Source organism: Duganella guangzhouensis, assembly GCF_009674535.1.
Taxonomy (GTDB): Bacteria; Pseudomonadota; Gammaproteobacteria; order Burkholderiales; family Burkholderiaceae_D; genus Rugamonas; species Rugamonas guangzhouensis.
In genome coordinates, this window is record NZ_WKJK01000013.1 from 76,879 (window position 1) to 94,311 (window position 17,433).

The following is a 17,433-nucleotide window of genomic DNA, read 5'->3' on the forward strand; positions in this document are numbered from 1 at the left end:
TTTGGTGATTTGATGGCTGCCATAATGATGGCTAATCACGTCGCTGACTGGCACTTCAAGATCGATCTTGGGCGAAGTTTTGATGACAATGCCCGTCGTGCGATGAAAGCAGCTTACCCTGAATGGGATACGATACGTCAACTAGCAAACGGAACCAAGCATTGCAAGCCGACCGCGGGAATAGAAATCCAGCAAGTTGAACTTGAATGGGAACACGATGACTTTTGGGAATCTCCAGGACATGTCGGAAACGATTGGCTCGATTGGTTTGTTGACTATGAATTGAAGCAGAGGTCAGTCGCAGTTTTAATTAATAATTTCCTTCAGAAATTTGAAATCGCTTCAGATCGGCCGAAGTAAGACGTTCAGCGTCCACATTTTGAAAACAGGGTCATAGTATTTAATTAAAGTAGACGTAGTATCGATTAAAAAGCAGAATAGGATTTATATAAGCTATGTCATTAGAGACTGACGGCTTTCTTGATAATAATTTCATCAAGCCGGACTTTCCACCTGATTCATCAGAAGCAGTCCATCTGTCACTGGCACTCGACTTGAGTCGTTTTTTAATGCAGGTGATTGCTAGCGTAAGGCCTACGCCCGATAGCTCTTGGGAGCTTATAGGTCCAGCTTTGCTGTGTCGGCTAACCCAAGATTTTCAAGCCTGTATTTTATTGGCCAATAATGGATTTCGGGCTCAGTCCAGGTCCATGGCACGAGCTACATTTGAGTCGGCGACGCACTGCTTAGGCGCGGCAAAGAATATTGAACTGCGTAACGTCAGCAAGGAGAGCAAAGCACTTACTTACAGTGAAGCTTTGATACGGGCAAACGAAAAATATCGAAGAGTCGTATCACAAGAAATCACCGGCATTGATGAGACACCTGCATCAATAAAGGCGAAGATGTCAAAGTTGGCAGGCGAATTGTTAGGTGAAAACACCTCAATCGATTTAAAGACCTTAGCAGAAGCGTTGAGTATCGAAAGCCTTTACACGATACTTTATCGTCCCCTTTCTCAAGATGCACACCCGACAGCTACTTCAGTCAGTCACCACATGTCGCCAGACGATGAATACAGCTATACATTCGGACCAGATTACTCGGAGTTTGCCGATACGTTGTTAGCTGGCATTGCCTCGGCACTTGTTGGTTTGGAAGGCTTTCTAGAAAAATGGGGTACCAACGATGAGCTTTCTCACGCCAGTAGTTTACGTGCCAGGTACAAATATCTTTCTAGACTCTTTGGGCCTGATGAGGAGCACTGATGAAGGTCCGAGAAGGGGCATCAGCCGACCTTGCTTCTACAACCTTGAATATCCTAAGATGGTTAAGCCGCCCACCCCTGAAAAATATCCACGCTGGCGTATCGTGCGCTTTGCGGCCTTTGCAGTGATGGTTGTCCTTTTTATTTTTGTGGCCTCAAAAGCAGGGATTATGGGAGCGGGTGTCATAATGCTTATAGATGCGGGATTGCATATTGCGGAATGTCGGATTCCATATGGCTGGGAAGGAAAAGAACCTTCAGGCTATCTAACTGGTCTCCCAGCCTTACTGGTTAGTCTGTTAACGGGCGTACTGGGTATAACTATGATTATTCTGCCTGAACTCATGCTGACTCTGGTCGGGTGGTCCGATGCATAACTCATCTTCACAAGACTCAAACAGAGTGAATGAAATTCGGCTCGTATGAGCCCTGTCTATCGCAGCAACGAACCACGACTATTGAGGAAGGCATTAATGCTCAGAAATATTATTTGCAGCACCCTTCTCGGATTTGTTTTCGCAGTGAGCATGGCGACAGCGCAAGCCGACACTCAGGCGCCCGGCACAAACCACGAATTCGATGCGGGCTCTCGTATCAGCCTTCAGCAGCTCAGCACGATTCAGGTCGACAACCTCATCATCACTGGCAAAGTATGGGGCTTCTTGAAATACCACCACCCTTCGGTCGTTGGCGGCCAGTATCAATGGGACTACGAGCTGCTGAAGATACTGCCGACAGTTCTCGCGGCAACGGATCGCGATAGCGCCGATGCCATTTTGCACGCATGGATCGCAAGCCTCGGGCCAATTACGGAATGCAATCCTTGCGCCAAACTGGACAAGCAGGATTTCCAATTGGTGCCAGATCTGGATTGGCTGAACGACACGCATCTGCTCAGCACAGCGCTGCGGAACGATTTGAACAAGATTTATCACCAACGTAGCAGTGCAGGAACGCAATTCTACGTTTCTCTCGCGCCCCAAATAGGCAATCCGGTATTCGACAAGGAAGCCGAATATAAAGAACTCCAGTTTCCGGATGCCGGCTTTCAACTCCTGTCCTTATTCCGACTCTGGAATATTGTCGAGTATTGGGCGCCATACCGCGATCAGATCGGTGAAAACTGGGACAATGCGTTGCGGGAGTCGATTGTCCCGGTAACGCTGGCAAAAGATCGCTCAGCTTACGAACTGGCGATGATGGCGGTCATAGCACGCATCCATGATACGCACGCCAATTTATGGAGCTCGCTCCAGGTGCGTCCTCCGGTGGGGGCCTGCCAGTTGCCGGTCCAGATTCGATTCGTGGAAGGTGTCGCGGCGATCAGCGGCTACGCGAACGATGAAGCTGGCGCGGCTAGCGGGCTTCACCGTGGCGACATCATTGAAGCCATCGATGGCGTCCCGGTCTCCCAGCTGGTTGATTCCTGGCGGCCGTACTATGCGGCGTCGAATGAGCCGACGCTCTTGCGCGATATCGCTGAAGGCATGACCGTCGGCGCTTGCGAGAGCGCGCAATTAAAGGTACGGCAAGTCGACGGATTGAGGGAGATTGCGGTCTCCCGTCTGCCGCGAACCGGGCCAAGGAACCGGGTAACGCATGACAAAGCGGGCGCTACCTTTCAGCTGCTCAGTGATGACATCGCCTATATCAAACTGTCCTCCATCAAGAGCGCCGACATTCCGGGCTATATGGAGCGCTCCGCGCAGACCAAAGGCTTGATCATCGACATCCGGAACTACCCGTCAGATTTCGTGCCTTTTGCCCTCGGCCAGTATTTCATCGATAAACCCACCAAATTTGTACGCTTCACGATCGGTGATCTGGCCAATCCGGGCGGCTTCAAATGGGGGCCGGAACTCACTATTCCACCGCAAGCATCTCGTTATGCTGGCAAGGTGGTGATACTGGTCGACGAGAAGTCTCAGAGTCAGTCCGAATACACGGCAATGGCCTTGCGTGCGGGTCCACGCGCCACGGTAGTCGGCAGCACGACGGCTGGTGCCGATGGTAACGTGTCCCCGATTCCCTTGCCTGGCGGGCTAAGGACCATGATCAGCGGTATCGGGGTGTTCTATCCCGATAAACGCCCCACGCAGCGTACTGGGATCGTTCCCGATATCGAGGTCAAGCCGACGATCAAGGGACTACGCGCAATGCGCGACGAGGTACTGGATGCCTCCATCAACGAAATACAGCGGCATAAATGACAAAAGCCGGAGCATATGCTCCGGCTTTTCGTTTGCTGCCTATGCGATTACGACGACTTCACCAGGCCAGCGATATACGTCAGCGATGCGGTGATCTTCGGCGCCAGGACGGCCACACCTGCGGTGATTGCTGCGGCGATCACCGCTGCCATCAGGGCGTATTCGATCGCGGTGATACCGTCTTCTTCGTGGATGAAGTTCTTGATTGCGTTCATGGTCATTCTCCCAAGCTTAATCAGGGATTACGACGATTTGATCAGACCGGAGATGTAGGTCAGCGAAGCGGTCAGTTTCGGGCCCAGTACTGCCAGGCCAGCGGTGATCGCTGCGGCGATGGCGGCGGCCATCAGGGCGTATTCGATGGCGGTGATGCCGGCTTCGTCGTTGATGAAGTTTTTGACTGCGTTCATGATGGACCTCGTTTAAGTTGATTGGGTTGGATTGGTAGTCTTCAACTAAAACGGGGTTCCGGTTTTAGGTTACTGCTCGTGTGCTGCCGATGAAAGACATTCTACGCACCGCCACCCCGGCCGCCATCGGACAAACGTCACTTTGTGGAGTGATATTTGTCACGATGTGCCGGTGCGCTGACCCGAAGTGTTATTGGAACTTCATTTCGAGATTCGCGGCCAGCTTCACCGAGCCCGGCGTGCGGCTGGCCTGGCGGCTCACGCCGTTCACATCCTCATAGCGCGAGTAGCCGTAGTTGTCCTCGCCCAGCAAGTTGTTGGCGGACAGGCGCACCTGCAGGCCGGGATTGAACTTGTACAGCCAGTACGCATCCAGGTCGCGCCGCTGGAACACGCGGATCGTCTGTTCGGCGGACGCGCGCACCGGGCTGCCTTGGCGGTAGGCGAAGCTGGCGCCGTAGCTCTGCTTGTCGCTGCGGAAGTCGGCCCCGAGGTTGGCGGACAGCGGCACCTGCTGGTCCAGCCGGTTGTTCGGGCCGGGCACCGTCTCGACCTGCGACCAATTCTTGTTGGCGCTGGCGCGCAGGTCCACATTCGGGCCATCCGCCAGCAACGCTTTCAGCGGAAACTTCAGCTCGACGTCCAGTGTACGCACGGTGGCCTGGCCGTCGTTCAGCGGTTGGTTCAGCCACAGCCCATGCTCGTCCTGCGTTAGCCGTGTGCGGATATAGTCGCGGATGCGGCGCTGCGACGTCCCCACCGAGAACAAGGCGCTGGGTGCGAAGAAATGCTCGTAAGTGATGTCGATGCCATTCGCCAGCTCCGGCCGCAGCTTCGGATTGCCGCTCGAATCAGGATTAAAACGGGTATTCTCGGGCGCTTCGTAGCGGCGTGCCGTCAACTGCTGCGTGCTCGGTGCCTTGTAGGTGCGCGTCAGTGCCAGCCGCAGCTGGCGGCCGCTCTTGTCCGGGAATTTATACAGCGTCTGCGCCACGGGACTCAGCACGTGGCTCTTCGACTGCGTCACCGGCAAGCCCGTACCTTCGCTGTCGGTGCGAATCGCTTCCCAGCGCGCGCCCAGATAGACCGACCAGTTCTTGGTGACGTTCCATTCATCCTGGCCGAACGCGGCATAGCGCAACACGCGCGGCTTGAAGTGCTCCGGTATGATGAGCCGCGTGGTGCCGATAATGCCCTCCACACGCAATACGTTATCCTCGGTGCTCTGCTGGTTGATCTCCCAGCCAGTCGCCAGCGAGTGTCCGTCGAACAGCGTGCGGGTGTACTTGCCCGTGCTGCTGACGGTGTCGTAGTCGCTCCTGGTATCCGCATCGCGGTCCAGCACGACGGCGTTGTCCACGGTGGCCGACAGCGACGCGCTGTCGCTATTGATCTTGCCCTGCGAGAGATTGAGCTTCGCGTCCAGTTTGCCGCCGCCCAGCTTCGCGACCCAGTTCACCTCACCGCCGAGGAAGCGGGTACGCGACGCGTTCTGGCTCGTCAGGTCAACGTAATCGGGATTGCTGAAATGGCCGATCGTTTCGTTGTAGCGGGTTTCGGAGTCGCCTCCGGAACGCCCAACCTGAACGAAGGCGCTCAGGTTCAGTTGATCGTCGCCCGGCAGTTTAAAGCTGAGGCGCGGCTGGAGGCCGAGGTAGGAATTGCGCCACCGGTTACGGCGCCACCAGTCGCGCTGCTGGGTCATCACGCCTTGCGCATTGGTGAAGTCATCATCACCGCCGCTCGGCGCATCACGCAGCGTGCGGCCCATCACGCCGTTGACGAACCAGGACAGATTGCCGCTGCGGTCGGCGAGCGTGCCAAGCAGCAGCGCATCGCGCTGGTCATCGGCACGTGACAGGTTGGCGCGCAGATCGCGCTGCGCCTTTGCCACCACCTTCTTCAGCACGATGTTGATGGTGCCGGCGATGGCTTGCATCGAGAACTCGGCCGACGCCGCGCGGATTACTTCGATGCGTTCGATTTGTTCCGGCGGCAGCGTGTCCAGTGAAAACCCCGGCGGCGCGCGTTCGCCGTTGACCAGCACCTGCGTGTAGTTGCCCAGCCCGCGCATGCGGATCGAATTGCCGATCACCGTCACCCCTGGCGCGCGTTTGAGCACGTCGAATACATTGGTGTCGCCGTATTTCATGATCTCGGCATTGGTGATCACGGTCTTGCTGGCCGTGTCGTCACGGCGTGGATCATATTCCTCGGCTTGGGCCTTGATCTCAACTTTCTGGATTGGAGCAGCGCTGTCCTTGCCGGTCGCCTTGTCGGTGCTCTCTTGGGCCAGGCCCGTACCGCTCGCCCCCGCAGTCAATGCGGCGACAAATATCAATCTCAACTCCATTGTGCTCCTGATGGTTTTTGAACAGGCGAACGGGGAAATACACCGTGGAGTGATTCTGCCCTTTCCATCAGTCGGCTCACAATAGCGAGGAGTCGATTGGGTCAAATAATCAAATGTTTGAGTGGAGACGTCCGCCGCGTGTTGGAGAAGACGATCGGATCTCAGTGCTTGTGCTGGTGATGAATGTCCGGATAGTGCTTGTGCGCGTGCGTCAGCGCCGCGTGGTGGTGTGCATGCACATGCGGCTCAGCGCCGTCCCAGTCGAAATCGTGCGCGTGCTGGTGATGGGCGTCGTGCGTGTGGGCGTGGGAGTGGTCCATCACCTCATGCTGATGTTCATGCGCGTGGCTTTCGGTCAGATGCAGCCAGATGCCGGCCCCCATCAGCGCTGCGGCCAGCCAGAACGCGGATTGCGGCTGCTCGCCCAGCATCAGCAGCGAAATCACGGCGCCGACGAATGGCGCGGCCGAGAAGTAGGCACCGGTACGCGCCGTGCCCAGATGACGTAGCGCCAGCACGAACATCACCAGACTCAATCCATAGCCGCAAAAGCCGATCAGCCCCGCGCTGAGCGTGATCGACACGCCCGGCAGCGGCTGTCCCAGCGCGGCGGCGATGCTCAGGTTGACGGTGCCGGCCACCAGCCCTTTGGCGCAGGCGATTTGCACCGCGTCGCTGGCCGACACCTTGCGCGTCAGATTGTTGTCGATGCCCCAGCACAGGCAAGCACCGACGATGGCCAGCGCGCCGGTCGGCATGCCGTGCGTGGTCGCCTGATCCCAGGACAGCAGCACGCCCGCCGCCACAATCAACAGCATGCCGACAAAGATGCGGCGGTCAAAATTCTCCTTGAAGACGAACCAGGCCAGCAACGATGTCAGCACGCCTTCCATATTCAGCAGCAGCGAGGCGGAAGACGCGGGCGTGGTGGTCAGCCCGAGCATCAGCAGCACCGGACCGGCCACGCCGCCGGCCAGGATGGCGCCGCCCAGCCACGGCCAGTCTTTGGCGGTCAGTCCCGCACGTTCAGCCTTGCTGCCACGCCGGATCAGATAGAACAACAGCAGCCCCAGGCCGCTGCCCATGTAAAGCATGCCGGCCAGCGCCACCGGTGCCACCTGCCCTAACAGGGATTTGGCGAACGGTGTGCTGGCGCCGAACAGCGCGGCGGCCAGCAGCGCATAGATCGCGCCTTGATGCAGCCCGCTGTGGTGTTCAAGTGTATTCAACGCAGCCATCCTGACGGCAGAAACTCACCAGCTTGATGCCAGCTTCGGCGGCGATATCGATCGCCAGCGTGCTGGGTGCAGAGATGGTGGCCAGCATGGAAATGCCCATGCGCGCCGCCTTGCGCACCAGTTCATAACTGGCGCGGCTGGACATGAAGACGAAGCCGCGCTGCAGGTCGACGCCGTCCAGCGCCAGATGGCCTATCAGCTTGTCCAGTGCATTGTGGCGGCCGACATCCTCGCACACGCGCAGCACGGTGCCGTTGGCGTCGCACCACGCGGCGGCGTGCACACCACCAGTGGCGCGCATCAGATCCTGATACTGTCCCAGCTGCGACACGGCGATGGCGATTGCCGGCTGCAGCCCGCCTTCCGCATGCAGCGGCGCGGTCGTAATGCGTTCCGGCTGCAGATCCAGCAGTTCCAGGCTTTCGATGCCACACACGCCGCAACCACTACGGCCAGCCATCGAACGGCGCTGCTGCTTGAGCTGGACGAAGTCCTCGCTGGCGATGGTGATGTCAATTTCGAAGCTGCGCGCATGCTCGCGCACTTCAATGTCGAAAATATCGGAAGCTTTGGCGACCAGTCCTTCGGTCAAGGCGAAGCCCATGGCAAACGGCTGGAGGTCACGCGGCGTGACCATCATGACGGCATGCGAGATGCCATTAAAAACCAGCGCCACCGGTACTTCCTCGATGACGCTGTCGGTGAGACGGGTGGCGCCCGCGCCGCGATGGCGCAGTACCGGGCGTTCCTGAAAACCCGCTTTATCCGACTCCAGATCCAACTTCATGACAGCCCCGCAAAATAAGCACAACGGCTTATTTTACACGGGGCCGGGCGGACGCGTTTAAGCGGCCTGCGCTTCGCCTACACCATAGTGACGGGCGTAGCGCGTATCCAGGTTCGCCAGTGGCATCAGCAGGAACAGGTCGGCGCTTTCGAAATCAGGATCCCAGGCTGGATCGCCGCAAATCCAGGCACCAGAGCGCATATAGCCCTTCAGCAGTGCCGGCACTTGCGGCTTCTGCGCGGCTTCCAGTTTGGAGAACGGGAACGGCAGGTGCGGCGTGACGCGGTATTCGACCGGTGCCAGATTCTTGGCGATCAGTTGCTGGTACACGGCGACGGCGTTGTGGCCACCATCGGCCAGCGAGATGCTGGCGCAGCCGACCAGGAATTCGGCATTCTCGCGGCGCATGTATTCGGCCAGGCCGGACCACAGCAGCATGATGACGCTGCCGCCACGATAGTCGGGATGGATGCAGGCGCGGCCAGCCTCGACGATGCGGCTGCGGATGTTGTTCAAGCGGCCCAGGTCAAACTCGCCTTCCGAATACAAGCGACCCAGCTTGCGGGCGCGGTTGGCGCTCAGCAGGCGGTAGGTGCCAACCACCATCAGGGTGTCGGAATCGCGCACGATCAGGTGATCGCAGTGCTCGTCGAATTCGTCGCTATCCAGGCCGTCGGCGCGTTGCAGCGCGCTCAGGCCCATGGATTCGATGAATACTTTGTAGCGCAGACGCTGAACTTCGCGCAGTTCTTCTGGCGTGCTTGCCATGCTGAGAACCAGCTTGCCGGACGTTGCTCGCGCGTCGGCCTGAATGATCGAGGTTTGCATGCTTCATCCCTTTTTTGTTGGAAGACGAAGCAAGCGTAACCAGCGAATACTTCAAGAAAATGACAAAAAAATGTCATTTTGATGACGTGTTGTTTTTCTATCAGGCTTTCTTTGGACGGCCGGTTTTCAGCTGCGGCAGGCCTGCCAGCACGTTTTTCAGCGTGGCCAGGTCGATCTGCGAGATCAGGGCGACGCCGACGCGCAGCAGTTCGCTCTTTTTCACTTCGAAGCCGGCTTTCAGGGCGGCTTTCTTCACTTGGCCCAGCACTGCGTATTCGGCTTCCGGCATGGTGAAGCTGTCGCGCACCAGTTTTTCCTTCTGCGGCTTGGCGACGACTGGTTTGGCTGCGGCCTTCGGTTTGGCGGCGGCCTTCGGTGCAGCTTTAGGTGCTGCCTTCGGTGCGGCGGCCTTAGGTGCTGCTTTAGGCGCTGCGGCTTTCGGTGCGGCCTTAGGCGCTGCTTTTGGTGCGGCGGCTTTCGGCGCCGCTTTAGGGGCGGCAGCCTTCGGCGCTGGCTTGGCAGCGGCTTTCACGACAGGCTTGACGGCGGCTTTCGGCGCGGCCTTGGTGGCGGCGGCTGGCTTGGCGGGGGTAGTTTTGGTAGCGGCTTTGGTGGCCATATTCACTCCATTTTAATCAACAATATAAATAGTATATATCATTTCAAGTAAGCCGCCACACGCGCGAACAGCAAATCCGGGTTCAGCGGCTTGCGCAGGAAGTCCACCGCGCCCACGCTGCGTGCAAGCGCTTCATCTTCCTGCTGGCTCTTCGCGGTCAGGAACACCACGGGAATCGCCGCGCTGACGGGGTCCGCCTTGAGCCGGCGACAGGTCTCAATGCCATCCACGTCCGGCATCATGATGTCCAGCAGGATCAGATCCACCTTGGACGTAGCCACGATCTGCAGCGCCGTGGCGCCGCTGGTGGCGACCTTGGTGTTGTACTTGTCCTTCAGCAGATTGGACAACAGGGTGATGTTGTCCGGCGTGTCATCCACAATCAGCACGGTTTTTCTATTAGCGGAATTCATGATGCCTCCTGATCTTTGATCGCCTCGGCCAGCAGTTTCCCGGCCGCCTCGAATTCATACTGCTCCATATGATGATCCAGCCGCGCCATCAATTGCGGCGACAGCAAGGTGCCAAGACAGGCGCGCGCGTGTTTGAAATGGTCCACGCTCTCGCCGCTGAACTCCGCCACCAGCGCCGCCAGTTCGGCCAGCGCCTTGCGCGCATCGGCCGCGCTGGCGCAGAACGCCGCAGCCTCGGATTCCGGCAACGGCGGTTTGGGCGGGATCACCTTCATCGAAATACCCAGCCAGCGCGACAGCACCCGGTACAGCCGCTGCGGATCGATCGGCTTGGTGATGTAGTCCTGCATGCCCTCCTCCAGGCAGCGCGCCTGCACGCCGGACAGCGCGTGCGAGGTGACGGCGATGATGGGCAACTCGGCAAAGCGGCTATCCATGCGCAGCAGACGCGTGGCCTCATGGCCGTCCATCACCGGCATGCCCAGGTCCATCAACACCAGGTCATAGGCCAGCGGCCCGGCTTCGCGCAGGCGCTCCACCACCTCGCGGCCATTGGCCACCACTTCCACGTCCAGCCCCTGCAAACGCAGCAGGTCGCGCGTCACATCCTGATTGTCGGCGCTGTCCTCGGCCAGCAGCACGCGCGCGGTGCGCTGCGGCGCGGCGTCCAGTGTCAACTCCGCCGCCGGCGCATGATGCGTGGCCAGTTGATTGGCCAGCGCCGCCTCGTCGGATAGCGCAAACGGCAAATCGAAACGGAAGGTCGAACCGCGATCCACGGTGCTCTCCACCTCGATATTCCCGCCCATCAGCCGCACCAGCTGCTGCGAAATCGACAATCCCAGCCCAGTGCCGCCGAACTGGCGCGTGGTCGAGCCATTGGCCTGGCTGAAGGCGCGGAACAGCCGCGATTTCTGCTGCGGCGTCATGCCGATGCCGGAATCGCGCACGGTGAAGCGCAGCACCGCCTTATCGTCATCCGTTGCGCCGCGCAATTCGCAGAGCAATTCCAACTCGCCCTCCAGCGTGAACTTGACCGCATTGTTGACCAGGTTAATCAGCACCTGCCCCAGACGCAGCGGATCACCCACCAGGTAAGCCGGCACCTGCGGCGCCACCTGCACCCGATAATTCAACTGCTTGTCGGCCGCGCGTTGCGCCGTCACGCTATTGACATTGGCCAGTACATCTTCCAGCGCGAACGGAATCGCCTCCACCTCCAGCCGCCCGGCCTCAATCTTGGAGAAATCCAGAATGTCGTTGATGATGCCCAGCAGCGTCAGCGCCGCGCGGTGGATCTTGCTGATGTAATCGTGCTGCTGCGGCGTCAGGTCGGTGCGCAGCGCCAGGTAGGCCATGCCGATCACCGCGCTCATCGGGGTGCGGATCTCGTGGCTCATATTCGCCAGGAACTCGGACTTGGCGATATTCGCCGCCTCCGCCATCACATTGGCCGTCACCAGCTTTTGCTCGCGCTCGCGGCGCTCGCTGATGTCGCGGATGAAGGCGCAGAATTCAAAGCTGTCATGCTCCTCGGTGCGCACCCGCGTGATGGCCAGCTCGATCGGGAATTCCTCGCCGTTGCGGCGCAACGCGTACACCTCGATGCGGGTGTCCAGCACATCGCTGGCGCCGCTGGTCAGGTAACGCAGCATGCCGCGCTTGTGGTCATATCGGAAGCGTGGCGGAATGATGGTGCGGTCCAGTTCCAGCCCCAGCGCCTCCTCGCGCTTCCAGCCGAAGATCGCCTCCGCCTGCCGATTCCAGCCGACGATGCGCCCTTCCAGATCCATCCGCACCACCGCATCCAGCGCGGTATCGACGATGGTTTGCAGATTGGCCTGGCTGTCGCGCGCCATCTGCATGCTGCGCGACAGTTCGGCGGTGCGGGCGTCGATGCGCTGCTCCAGCTCCGCATTCAGGTCGCGCAGCGCGCGCTCGGCGTCGCGCAGCCGCACCAGCGTGTCGCGAAAGCGCAGCACCGCGTCCGACAGCCTTCCCACCTGGTCGGCGCGGCCGATGCCGGACAGCTTGATGTCGGTCTCGCCGCGCGTCAGCTTTTCCAGCCCGATGCGGATGTCGGCAAACGGCCGCGCCGCGCGCCGGCCGACAATGAAAATCGACAGCACGATGGCCAGCGCCAGCAGCAGATTGGCCGCCACCGTGTTGAAGATCTGCCGATTCAGGTCGCTGTCCATCTGCTGGCGCGAGTACGCCAGATCGATGGCGCCGACCGGATAGCTGCGCCGCGCATCGGCAAACTGGATCTCGCGGCGCACGCGGATCGACGCCACCGGTTCCTTCATCGGCGACACATAGCTGGCCAGCTCCGCACCGTTGGGCGCCAGCACCCGCAGCACCAGTACTTCCGGCGTCGCGCCCGATGCATCAACCACGCTGGACACCGCCGCGCTGTTGATGTCGAACAGCGGCCGCGCCAGCGCCTGCGACAGCACCGCCGCCAGCCGCTCGGCGCGCTCGCGCAGCTTCTGTTCGGCCTCGCTGTGCAGCGACTGCATCACATAGGTGGTGTAGATGGCGGTGGAAATCGCCACGGCCAGAAAAATGCCAAAGCTCAGGCGCAGCAGGATATTGCGGCGCCACGCCAGCCGCAGCTGCATCAGCGGACCGCCACCGTCAGTCAGTACCGTATCCTGCGGGTTAATGGCGCACTCCCTGGGCCAGCGCCAGCTTTTTGTAGGCGGGGCTGTTGCGGGCCTGCTCCACCGCGTTCCAGATGCGCGCCGCCAGTTGCGGCTTCGAGGCCACTAGCGCGTGCGACAGGATCAGGAAGTACGGCTTTTCGATGATGGGGATCGGCAGTTGCTCCAGCTGCGGCGCCAGCGGACCGCGCATCAAGCCGGCGGCGTCGCTGCCCCCCACCGCCGCTGCCGCCAGCCGTCCGGCGATCAGCTTGCGCGCCAGTTCATCGGCGCGCTGGCTGCCCTCGTCCACCTCCAGGTTCTGCGCGCGCAGCACATCGCCCACCGAATAACCGAGCTGGAAGCCGATCGCGCCATCCAGATTGCTGAAATGCTTTCCGTCCCATGCCACTTTGCTGCCTTTGCGGCGCAGGACCACATAGGTGTCGGTGTGCATGCGCTTGGCGGCGTCCGGGGTGTCGCCACCGGGGTATTCACCCAGCTCGCGCCGGTCCGGCTTGTAGCTGACCGCGAACGCGCCATCGACCGCGTTCGCCTTCAGCTGCGCCAGACAACGCTTCCATGGGATGCTTTGGAAATCGAAATGGATGTCGAGCCGCTGCTCGACCATCTTCAGCAGCTCGAAATTGAGGCCGCCGTTTTGCTCGGTGCGCCAGGGCCGTACATCTTGCGACTCGAAGCACAAGGTCACGGTCTCGCGCCCGAAGGCCGGTAGCGACAGGACTAGCAACATGCAAGTGCAATAGCGAAGAATCCTGTCGTACATGGCGGGTGCCTTTTAGCTGGTGCGGATGCTGAAGTCTACACCCACCTCATCCCACTGCTCCTGCTCCTTCTCCAGCCAGTAGGATAGGGTGGGATGCTCGGCCACCCACTCGCGCCGGATCTCCAGCTCGATGCGGCTCTTGTAGCGCAGTTTGATCTGCGTGAAGTCGATATCTATGCGCGAGTGCATGAACAGCACCGCCAGCCGCAGCGCCACGATGGCCTTGGCGAAATCCGGCTCGCCCAGCACCTCCACCACCTTGCGCAGATTGCCTTTGTGGCCGAGGATCAGACAGCTCATGGTGCGTTGCTCGCGCGCCGTGAAGCCCGGCAGGTCGGCGTTTTCGATCATGTAGGCGGCGTGCTTGTGATAGCCGGTGTGCGACACCACCATGCCCATCTCGTGCAGCAGCGCGCTCCAGTACAGATGACGCGTGTACAGGTCCGCGCTCGGCTTGGTCTGGCCGTACAGCGCCAGCGCGTCGTTGGCCACGCGGTGGGCGCGGCGCTCGTCGACATGGAAGCGCTGCACGCAGGTCAGCACCGATTGTTCGCGGCGGTCACGCTTGGTGGAGCGCAGGTGCAAGTCCCACATCACGCCCATGCGCAGGCCGGCCTCGATCGGCTGCACCACCGGGATATCCAGCTCGCGCACCAGGCCAATCAAAATCGCCAGGCCACCGATGATGGTGCTGGCGCGGTCCGCCTTCAGGCCCGCCATGTCGATCTTGCTGACATGGCCGAATTCGATGAAGCGCTGCTTCAGCAGCTCCAGCGACTCGGCGTTGACTTCGCGTCCCAGCCCGTTCTTGATGATGATGTCAGCGATAGTGCGCGCGGTGCCGGACGAACCATAGCACTGCTTCCAGAACTGCGGATGGTACGGCGGTGCCGCATCCTCGAAATGGCTGCGCGCCGACAGGATGGCGGCTTCAAACGACGCCCCGTCCACCAGCCCGCCGATGAAGAACGACAGGCTTTGCTTGACCGTGCCGACGCTGAACGATTCGACTTTTTCGATCTCCTGCCCGCGTCCCAGTATCAGTTCAGTGGAGCCGCCGCCGATGTCGATCACCAGCCGGCGTTCACCCGGCAGGCCGACCGCGTTGGCCACCCCCATATAGATCAGGCGCCCCTCCTCCTCGCCGGAGATGATCTCGATCGGATAGCCGATCGCCTGCTCTGCCTCGGGCAGGAATGCGGCCGAATTGCGCGCCACCCGCATCGCCGACGTGGCCACCACCCGCACCGCATCCAGCTTGTAAGCCGCCAGCACGGTGCGGAAATTCTTCAGGCAGTTGAGCGCCGCCTGTTTGGCGGCCGGCGTCAGATTACCGTCCTTGTCCAGCCCAGCGGCCAGGCGTATCGGTTCGCGCACGCTTTTCAGGACGCGGATGGCCTCTCCATCATGCTTGCCGATGTGGAGACGAAAACTGTTGGACCCTAGGTCGACTGCTGCGTACATATATGATTGAAATTAAACTAAACGATTTACACTATTATATGCACGATAAGCCCAGTTTGTTACAGCTTCATGACTTCAGAGGTATCTAATTGGGGGGAATGCAGCGCTTCGTCGGCGCGCTTGAACAGACTGACGGTGCTGTCCTCGGCGCGGATGGTGGTCACGCCCAGGCTGGCCGTCATGTTGATAATGGCCTTTTCCGCCTTGACCGGCAGCGCCGCCACCGCGTTGCGGATGCGCTCCGCCACCATTTCGGCATCTTCCTGCGAGGTGCGCGGCAGCAGAATCGCGAATTCGGCGCCGCCCAGGCGGCCCATCTGATCGGAATCGCGTAGTTGTTTTTTGCAGACGCCGACCATGGCTTTCAACACCATGTCGCCGGCCGGATGGCCATAGTTGTCGTTGACGCGCTTGAACTGGTCCAGATTCAGCACGATCAGCGCGGTCGGCGTGCCGGGGCGGCGCGCCAGCGCGATCCACGGCGTCAGCGCCTGATAGAAGCCGCGCCGGTTCGGCACATCGGTCAACGCGTCCACCACCTCCAGCCGCGCCAACTCACCCTGTTCGCGCTGACGCGCCAACAGCAGGTAGCCGAAGGCACTGCTCACCATCATCCAGTACAGCGCGCCCATGCCGAGCGCCTGCATCGCCAGCGGATTGATCCAGCTGACGCCCTCCGGCAGCAGCGAACCCAGTCCGCGCGCCAGCACCGCCAGCACGCACACCAGCGTCGCCAGCACCAGATAGCGCCGCAGCGCGCTGGCGTGACGCCAGCCGCGTCCCAGCGCGGCGGCGCCGGCCAGGAAAAACAGGCTGCTGGCCACGGCGCCAATCGCGATGCGGCCGCCGGCCGGCACTTGCAACAGCCAGGCGCCGGCGTACAGGCCGACCGCCGCGCCCAGCGCCGGCAGCAAATGGCTGCGCCAGACGCGGCGCCCGGCCTGCTCCCATAGCGCGGACGCGTCCAGCGCAAAGCCGGCAAACAGCACCGCGTTGGCAAAGGGGATGGTCAGGAAATCGGGCAGAACGCCACGGAAGTACAACAAGGTCCAGGCCAGCGCCTGGCACTGCTTGGCCCACGCCCAGGTGGCGTGGCTGCGCGCGGCCTGGCCGGCACGGCGCGCGTCCTGCTCAAAAAAGAACAGCGCTGCGCACAGGCTCAAATTGCCCAATGCCAGCGCCAACAACAAGGTTTTTATATCCATGACCGCAGCCGGGGTCAGACCTCGTGCTCGACGTTGCTGCTGCCGTCGCCCATCTTGCTGGCCCATGCCTGCACAAAGAAGGCTTTTTCCTCTTCGGTCGGGGTGTCGTGCCAGAACACGATCAGCGTCCCCTTGTGATCGTGCAACTGGCTGACTTTTTCAATGAAGCTCTGCTTGCCGGCCAAATCGGCCAGCGCCGCCACGTAGCCGTAGACGCGGGTCAGGCGCTCCAGGCGGTCCGGCTCGGTGAAGCTGTTGGTGGCGGTAAGCGTAGGGTGGTCTAAAAACATCGTCTCTCTCTCCGTTGGGGCCGCCAGAGGGGCTGGCCGGTGCTAACGCCATGCTACTATGATTCCCTACGTAAATCCAGAATACAACAAACTTGGACCAGCCCACGCCGCCCCTGAAACGCCCGCAAGTCCGCACCCTGGGCGACAAACGCCTGCTGGAATTCACGCCCGGCATGGTGCAAAGCGAAATGCGCCTGTCACGCCCGGACCAGCTGGTGCTTAGCTACAACCGCGCGATGATGTGTTTTGTGCTGTTCCATCCGCAGCCCGAGCACATCGTCATGGTCGGCCTGGGCGGCGGCTCGCTGGCCAAGTTCTGTTACCGCTACCTGCCGCACAGCCGCATCACCGTGCTGGAACTGGACCCGGAGGTGATCGCGCTGCGCGAGCAGTTTGCGATCCCGCCCGACAACGCCCGCTTCCGTGTCATCCAGGCCGACGCCGCCAGCCACATGGCCAGCCTGGCCGGCAGCGCCGACGTGCTGCTGGTGGACGGCTTCGACGCCAGCGGCCTGCCGCCCGAGCTGGGCAGCGCCAGCTTTTACGCCGACTGCCACAACGCGCTACGGCCCGGCGGCGTGCTGGTGGCGAACATCTTCAGCTACGATCCGCACTACCAGGCCATGCGGCAACGGCTGCGCCAGACCTTCGAGCAGCGTGTCTGCGCCTTCCACGGCATCGCCGGCAACAACTGTATTCTGTTCGCGGTGCGTGGCGGCGGCCGCTCGCCGGCGCTGGCGATGCAGCAAAAAGTGGCGCGCACCGGCGGCCTGGCGCTGCCGCTGCTGAACCGTCTGCTGGCGCACTGGATCGTGCTCAAACTGCGCTGGAACGTGGCAAATTGACACAGCGGCCGCCGCAAAATCTGTCCCCATGGCACTTTTTGTGACACACTAGCACCATCCTCTGCGGTCCCTGCC

The 17,433-nt window shown here is 60.7% G+C and carries 18 protein-coding genes; 5 read left to right on the forward strand and 13 right to left on the reverse strand.

The window, feature by feature from the left end; all coding sequences use genetic code 11:
- Positions 1–12 precede the first annotated feature (12 nt).
- The 4 genes from GJ699_RS22880 to GJ699_RS22895 all read left to right on the forward strand — a co-directional run bounded on the left by GJ699_RS22880 (position 13) and on the right by GJ699_RS22895 (position 3,477).
- Positions 13–360 (forward strand): hypothetical protein, encoded by a 348-nt coding sequence (locus GJ699_RS22880; RefSeq protein ID WP_154380659.1) that lies wholly within the window; start codon positions 13–15, stop codon positions 358–360.
- Between the two features lie 95 nt (positions 361–455).
- On the forward strand, positions 456–1,268 hold the full coding sequence (locus GJ699_RS22885) for a DUF5677 domain-containing protein (RefSeq protein ID WP_154380661.1): 813 nt from the start codon (positions 456–458) through the stop codon (positions 1,266–1,268).
- Between the two features lie 58 nt (positions 1,269–1,326).
- The gene (locus tag GJ699_RS22890) at positions 1,327–1,644 is read left to right on the forward strand and encodes a hypothetical protein (protein WP_154380663.1); all 318 of its coding nucleotides are present in this window, start codon (positions 1,327–1,329) and stop codon (positions 1,642–1,644) included.
- A 96-nt stretch (positions 1,645–1,740) separates the two neighbouring features.
- Complete coding sequence (locus GJ699_RS22895) at positions 1,741–3,477, forward strand: S41 family peptidase (protein ID WP_195763628.1); 1,737 nt, start codon at positions 1,741–1,743, stop codon at positions 3,475–3,477.
- A gap of 47 nt (positions 3,478–3,524) precedes the next feature.
- On the opposite strand, the gene GJ699_RS22900 is transcribed toward GJ699_RS22895, so the two are convergent.
- The 13 genes from GJ699_RS22900 to GJ699_RS22960 form a co-directional block, all read right to left on the reverse strand.
- Complete coding sequence (locus GJ699_RS22900) at positions 3,525–3,692, reverse strand: Flp family type IVb pilin (protein ID WP_195763629.1); 168 nt, start codon at positions 3,690–3,692, stop codon at positions 3,525–3,527.
- Positions 3,693–3,719: 27 nt separating this feature from the next.
- On the reverse strand, positions 3,720–3,887 hold the full coding sequence (locus GJ699_RS22905; protein ID WP_154380669.1) for a Flp family type IVb pilin: 168 nt from the start codon (positions 3,885–3,887) through the stop codon (positions 3,720–3,722).
- Between the two features lie 190 nt (positions 3,888–4,077).
- Positions 4,078–6,234 (reverse strand): TonB-dependent receptor plug domain-containing protein, encoded by a 2,157-nt coding sequence (locus GJ699_RS22910; protein WP_195763630.1) that lies wholly within the window; start codon positions 6,232–6,234, stop codon positions 4,078–4,080.
- Between the two features lie 167 nt (positions 6,235–6,401).
- Positions 6,402–7,469, reverse strand: a complete 1,068-nt coding sequence (locus GJ699_RS22915; protein ID WP_371867638.1) for a DMT family transporter — start codon at positions 7,467–7,469, stop codon at positions 6,402–6,404.
- Complete coding sequence (gene fdhD / locus GJ699_RS22920) at positions 7,456–8,265, reverse strand: formate dehydrogenase accessory sulfurtransferase FdhD (protein ID WP_154380675.1); 810 nt, start codon at positions 8,263–8,265, stop codon at positions 7,456–7,458. Before fdhD ends, GJ699_RS22915 begins: the two co-directional genes overlap by 14 nt.
- Positions 8,266–8,322: 57 nt before the next feature.
- Positions 8,323–9,093, reverse strand: a complete 771-nt coding sequence (locus tag GJ699_RS22925) for a GNAT family N-acetyltransferase (RefSeq protein WP_154380677.1) — start codon at positions 9,091–9,093, stop codon at positions 8,323–8,325.
- A 100-nt stretch (positions 9,094–9,193) separates the two neighbouring features.
- A complete protein-coding gene (locus tag GJ699_RS22930; RefSeq protein WP_154380679.1) occupies positions 9,194–9,712 on the reverse strand; it encodes a hypothetical protein in 519 nt (172 codons plus the stop codon).
- Between the two features lie 38 nt (positions 9,713–9,750).
- Positions 9,751–10,125 (reverse strand): response regulator, encoded by a 375-nt coding sequence (locus tag GJ699_RS22935; protein WP_154380681.1) that lies wholly within the window; start codon positions 10,123–10,125, stop codon positions 9,751–9,753.
- The gene (locus GJ699_RS22940) at positions 10,122–12,746 is read right to left on the reverse strand and encodes a hybrid sensor histidine kinase/response regulator (protein WP_229262250.1); all 2,625 of its coding nucleotides are present in this window, start codon (positions 12,744–12,746) and stop codon (positions 10,122–10,124) included. Before GJ699_RS22940 ends, GJ699_RS22935 begins: the two co-directional genes overlap by 4 nt.
- Positions 12,747–12,786: 40 nt before the next feature.
- Positions 12,787–13,521: a substrate-binding periplasmic protein gene (locus tag GJ699_RS22945; protein WP_229262251.1), complete on the reverse strand. Its 735-nt coding sequence runs from the start codon at positions 13,519–13,521 to the stop codon at positions 12,787–12,789.
- Positions 13,522–13,566: 45 nt separating this feature from the next.
- Positions 13,567–15,018 carry a Ppx/GppA phosphatase family protein gene (locus GJ699_RS22950; protein WP_154380685.1) on the reverse strand — a complete coding sequence of 484 codons (1,452 nt, stop codon included), beginning with the start codon at positions 15,016–15,018 and terminating at the stop codon, positions 13,567–13,569.
- 59 nt (positions 15,019–15,077) lie between these two features.
- The gene (locus GJ699_RS22955; protein WP_154380687.1) at positions 15,078–16,223 is read right to left on the reverse strand and encodes a GGDEF domain-containing protein; all 1,146 of its coding nucleotides are present in this window, start codon (positions 16,221–16,223) and stop codon (positions 15,078–15,080) included.
- Between the two features lie 14 nt (positions 16,224–16,237).
- Entirely contained in the window at positions 16,238–16,513 is a 276-nt protein-coding gene (locus GJ699_RS22960) for a hypothetical protein (RefSeq protein ID WP_154380689.1), read from the reverse strand.
- Positions 16,514–16,605: 92 nt separating this feature from the next.
- Between GJ699_RS22960 and GJ699_RS22965 the strand changes: the two genes are divergently transcribed.
- A complete protein-coding gene (locus GJ699_RS22965) occupies positions 16,606–17,358 on the forward strand; it encodes a fused MFS/spermidine synthase (RefSeq protein ID WP_229262252.1) in 753 nt (250 codons plus the stop codon).
- Positions 17,359–17,433: the final 75 nt, after the last annotated feature.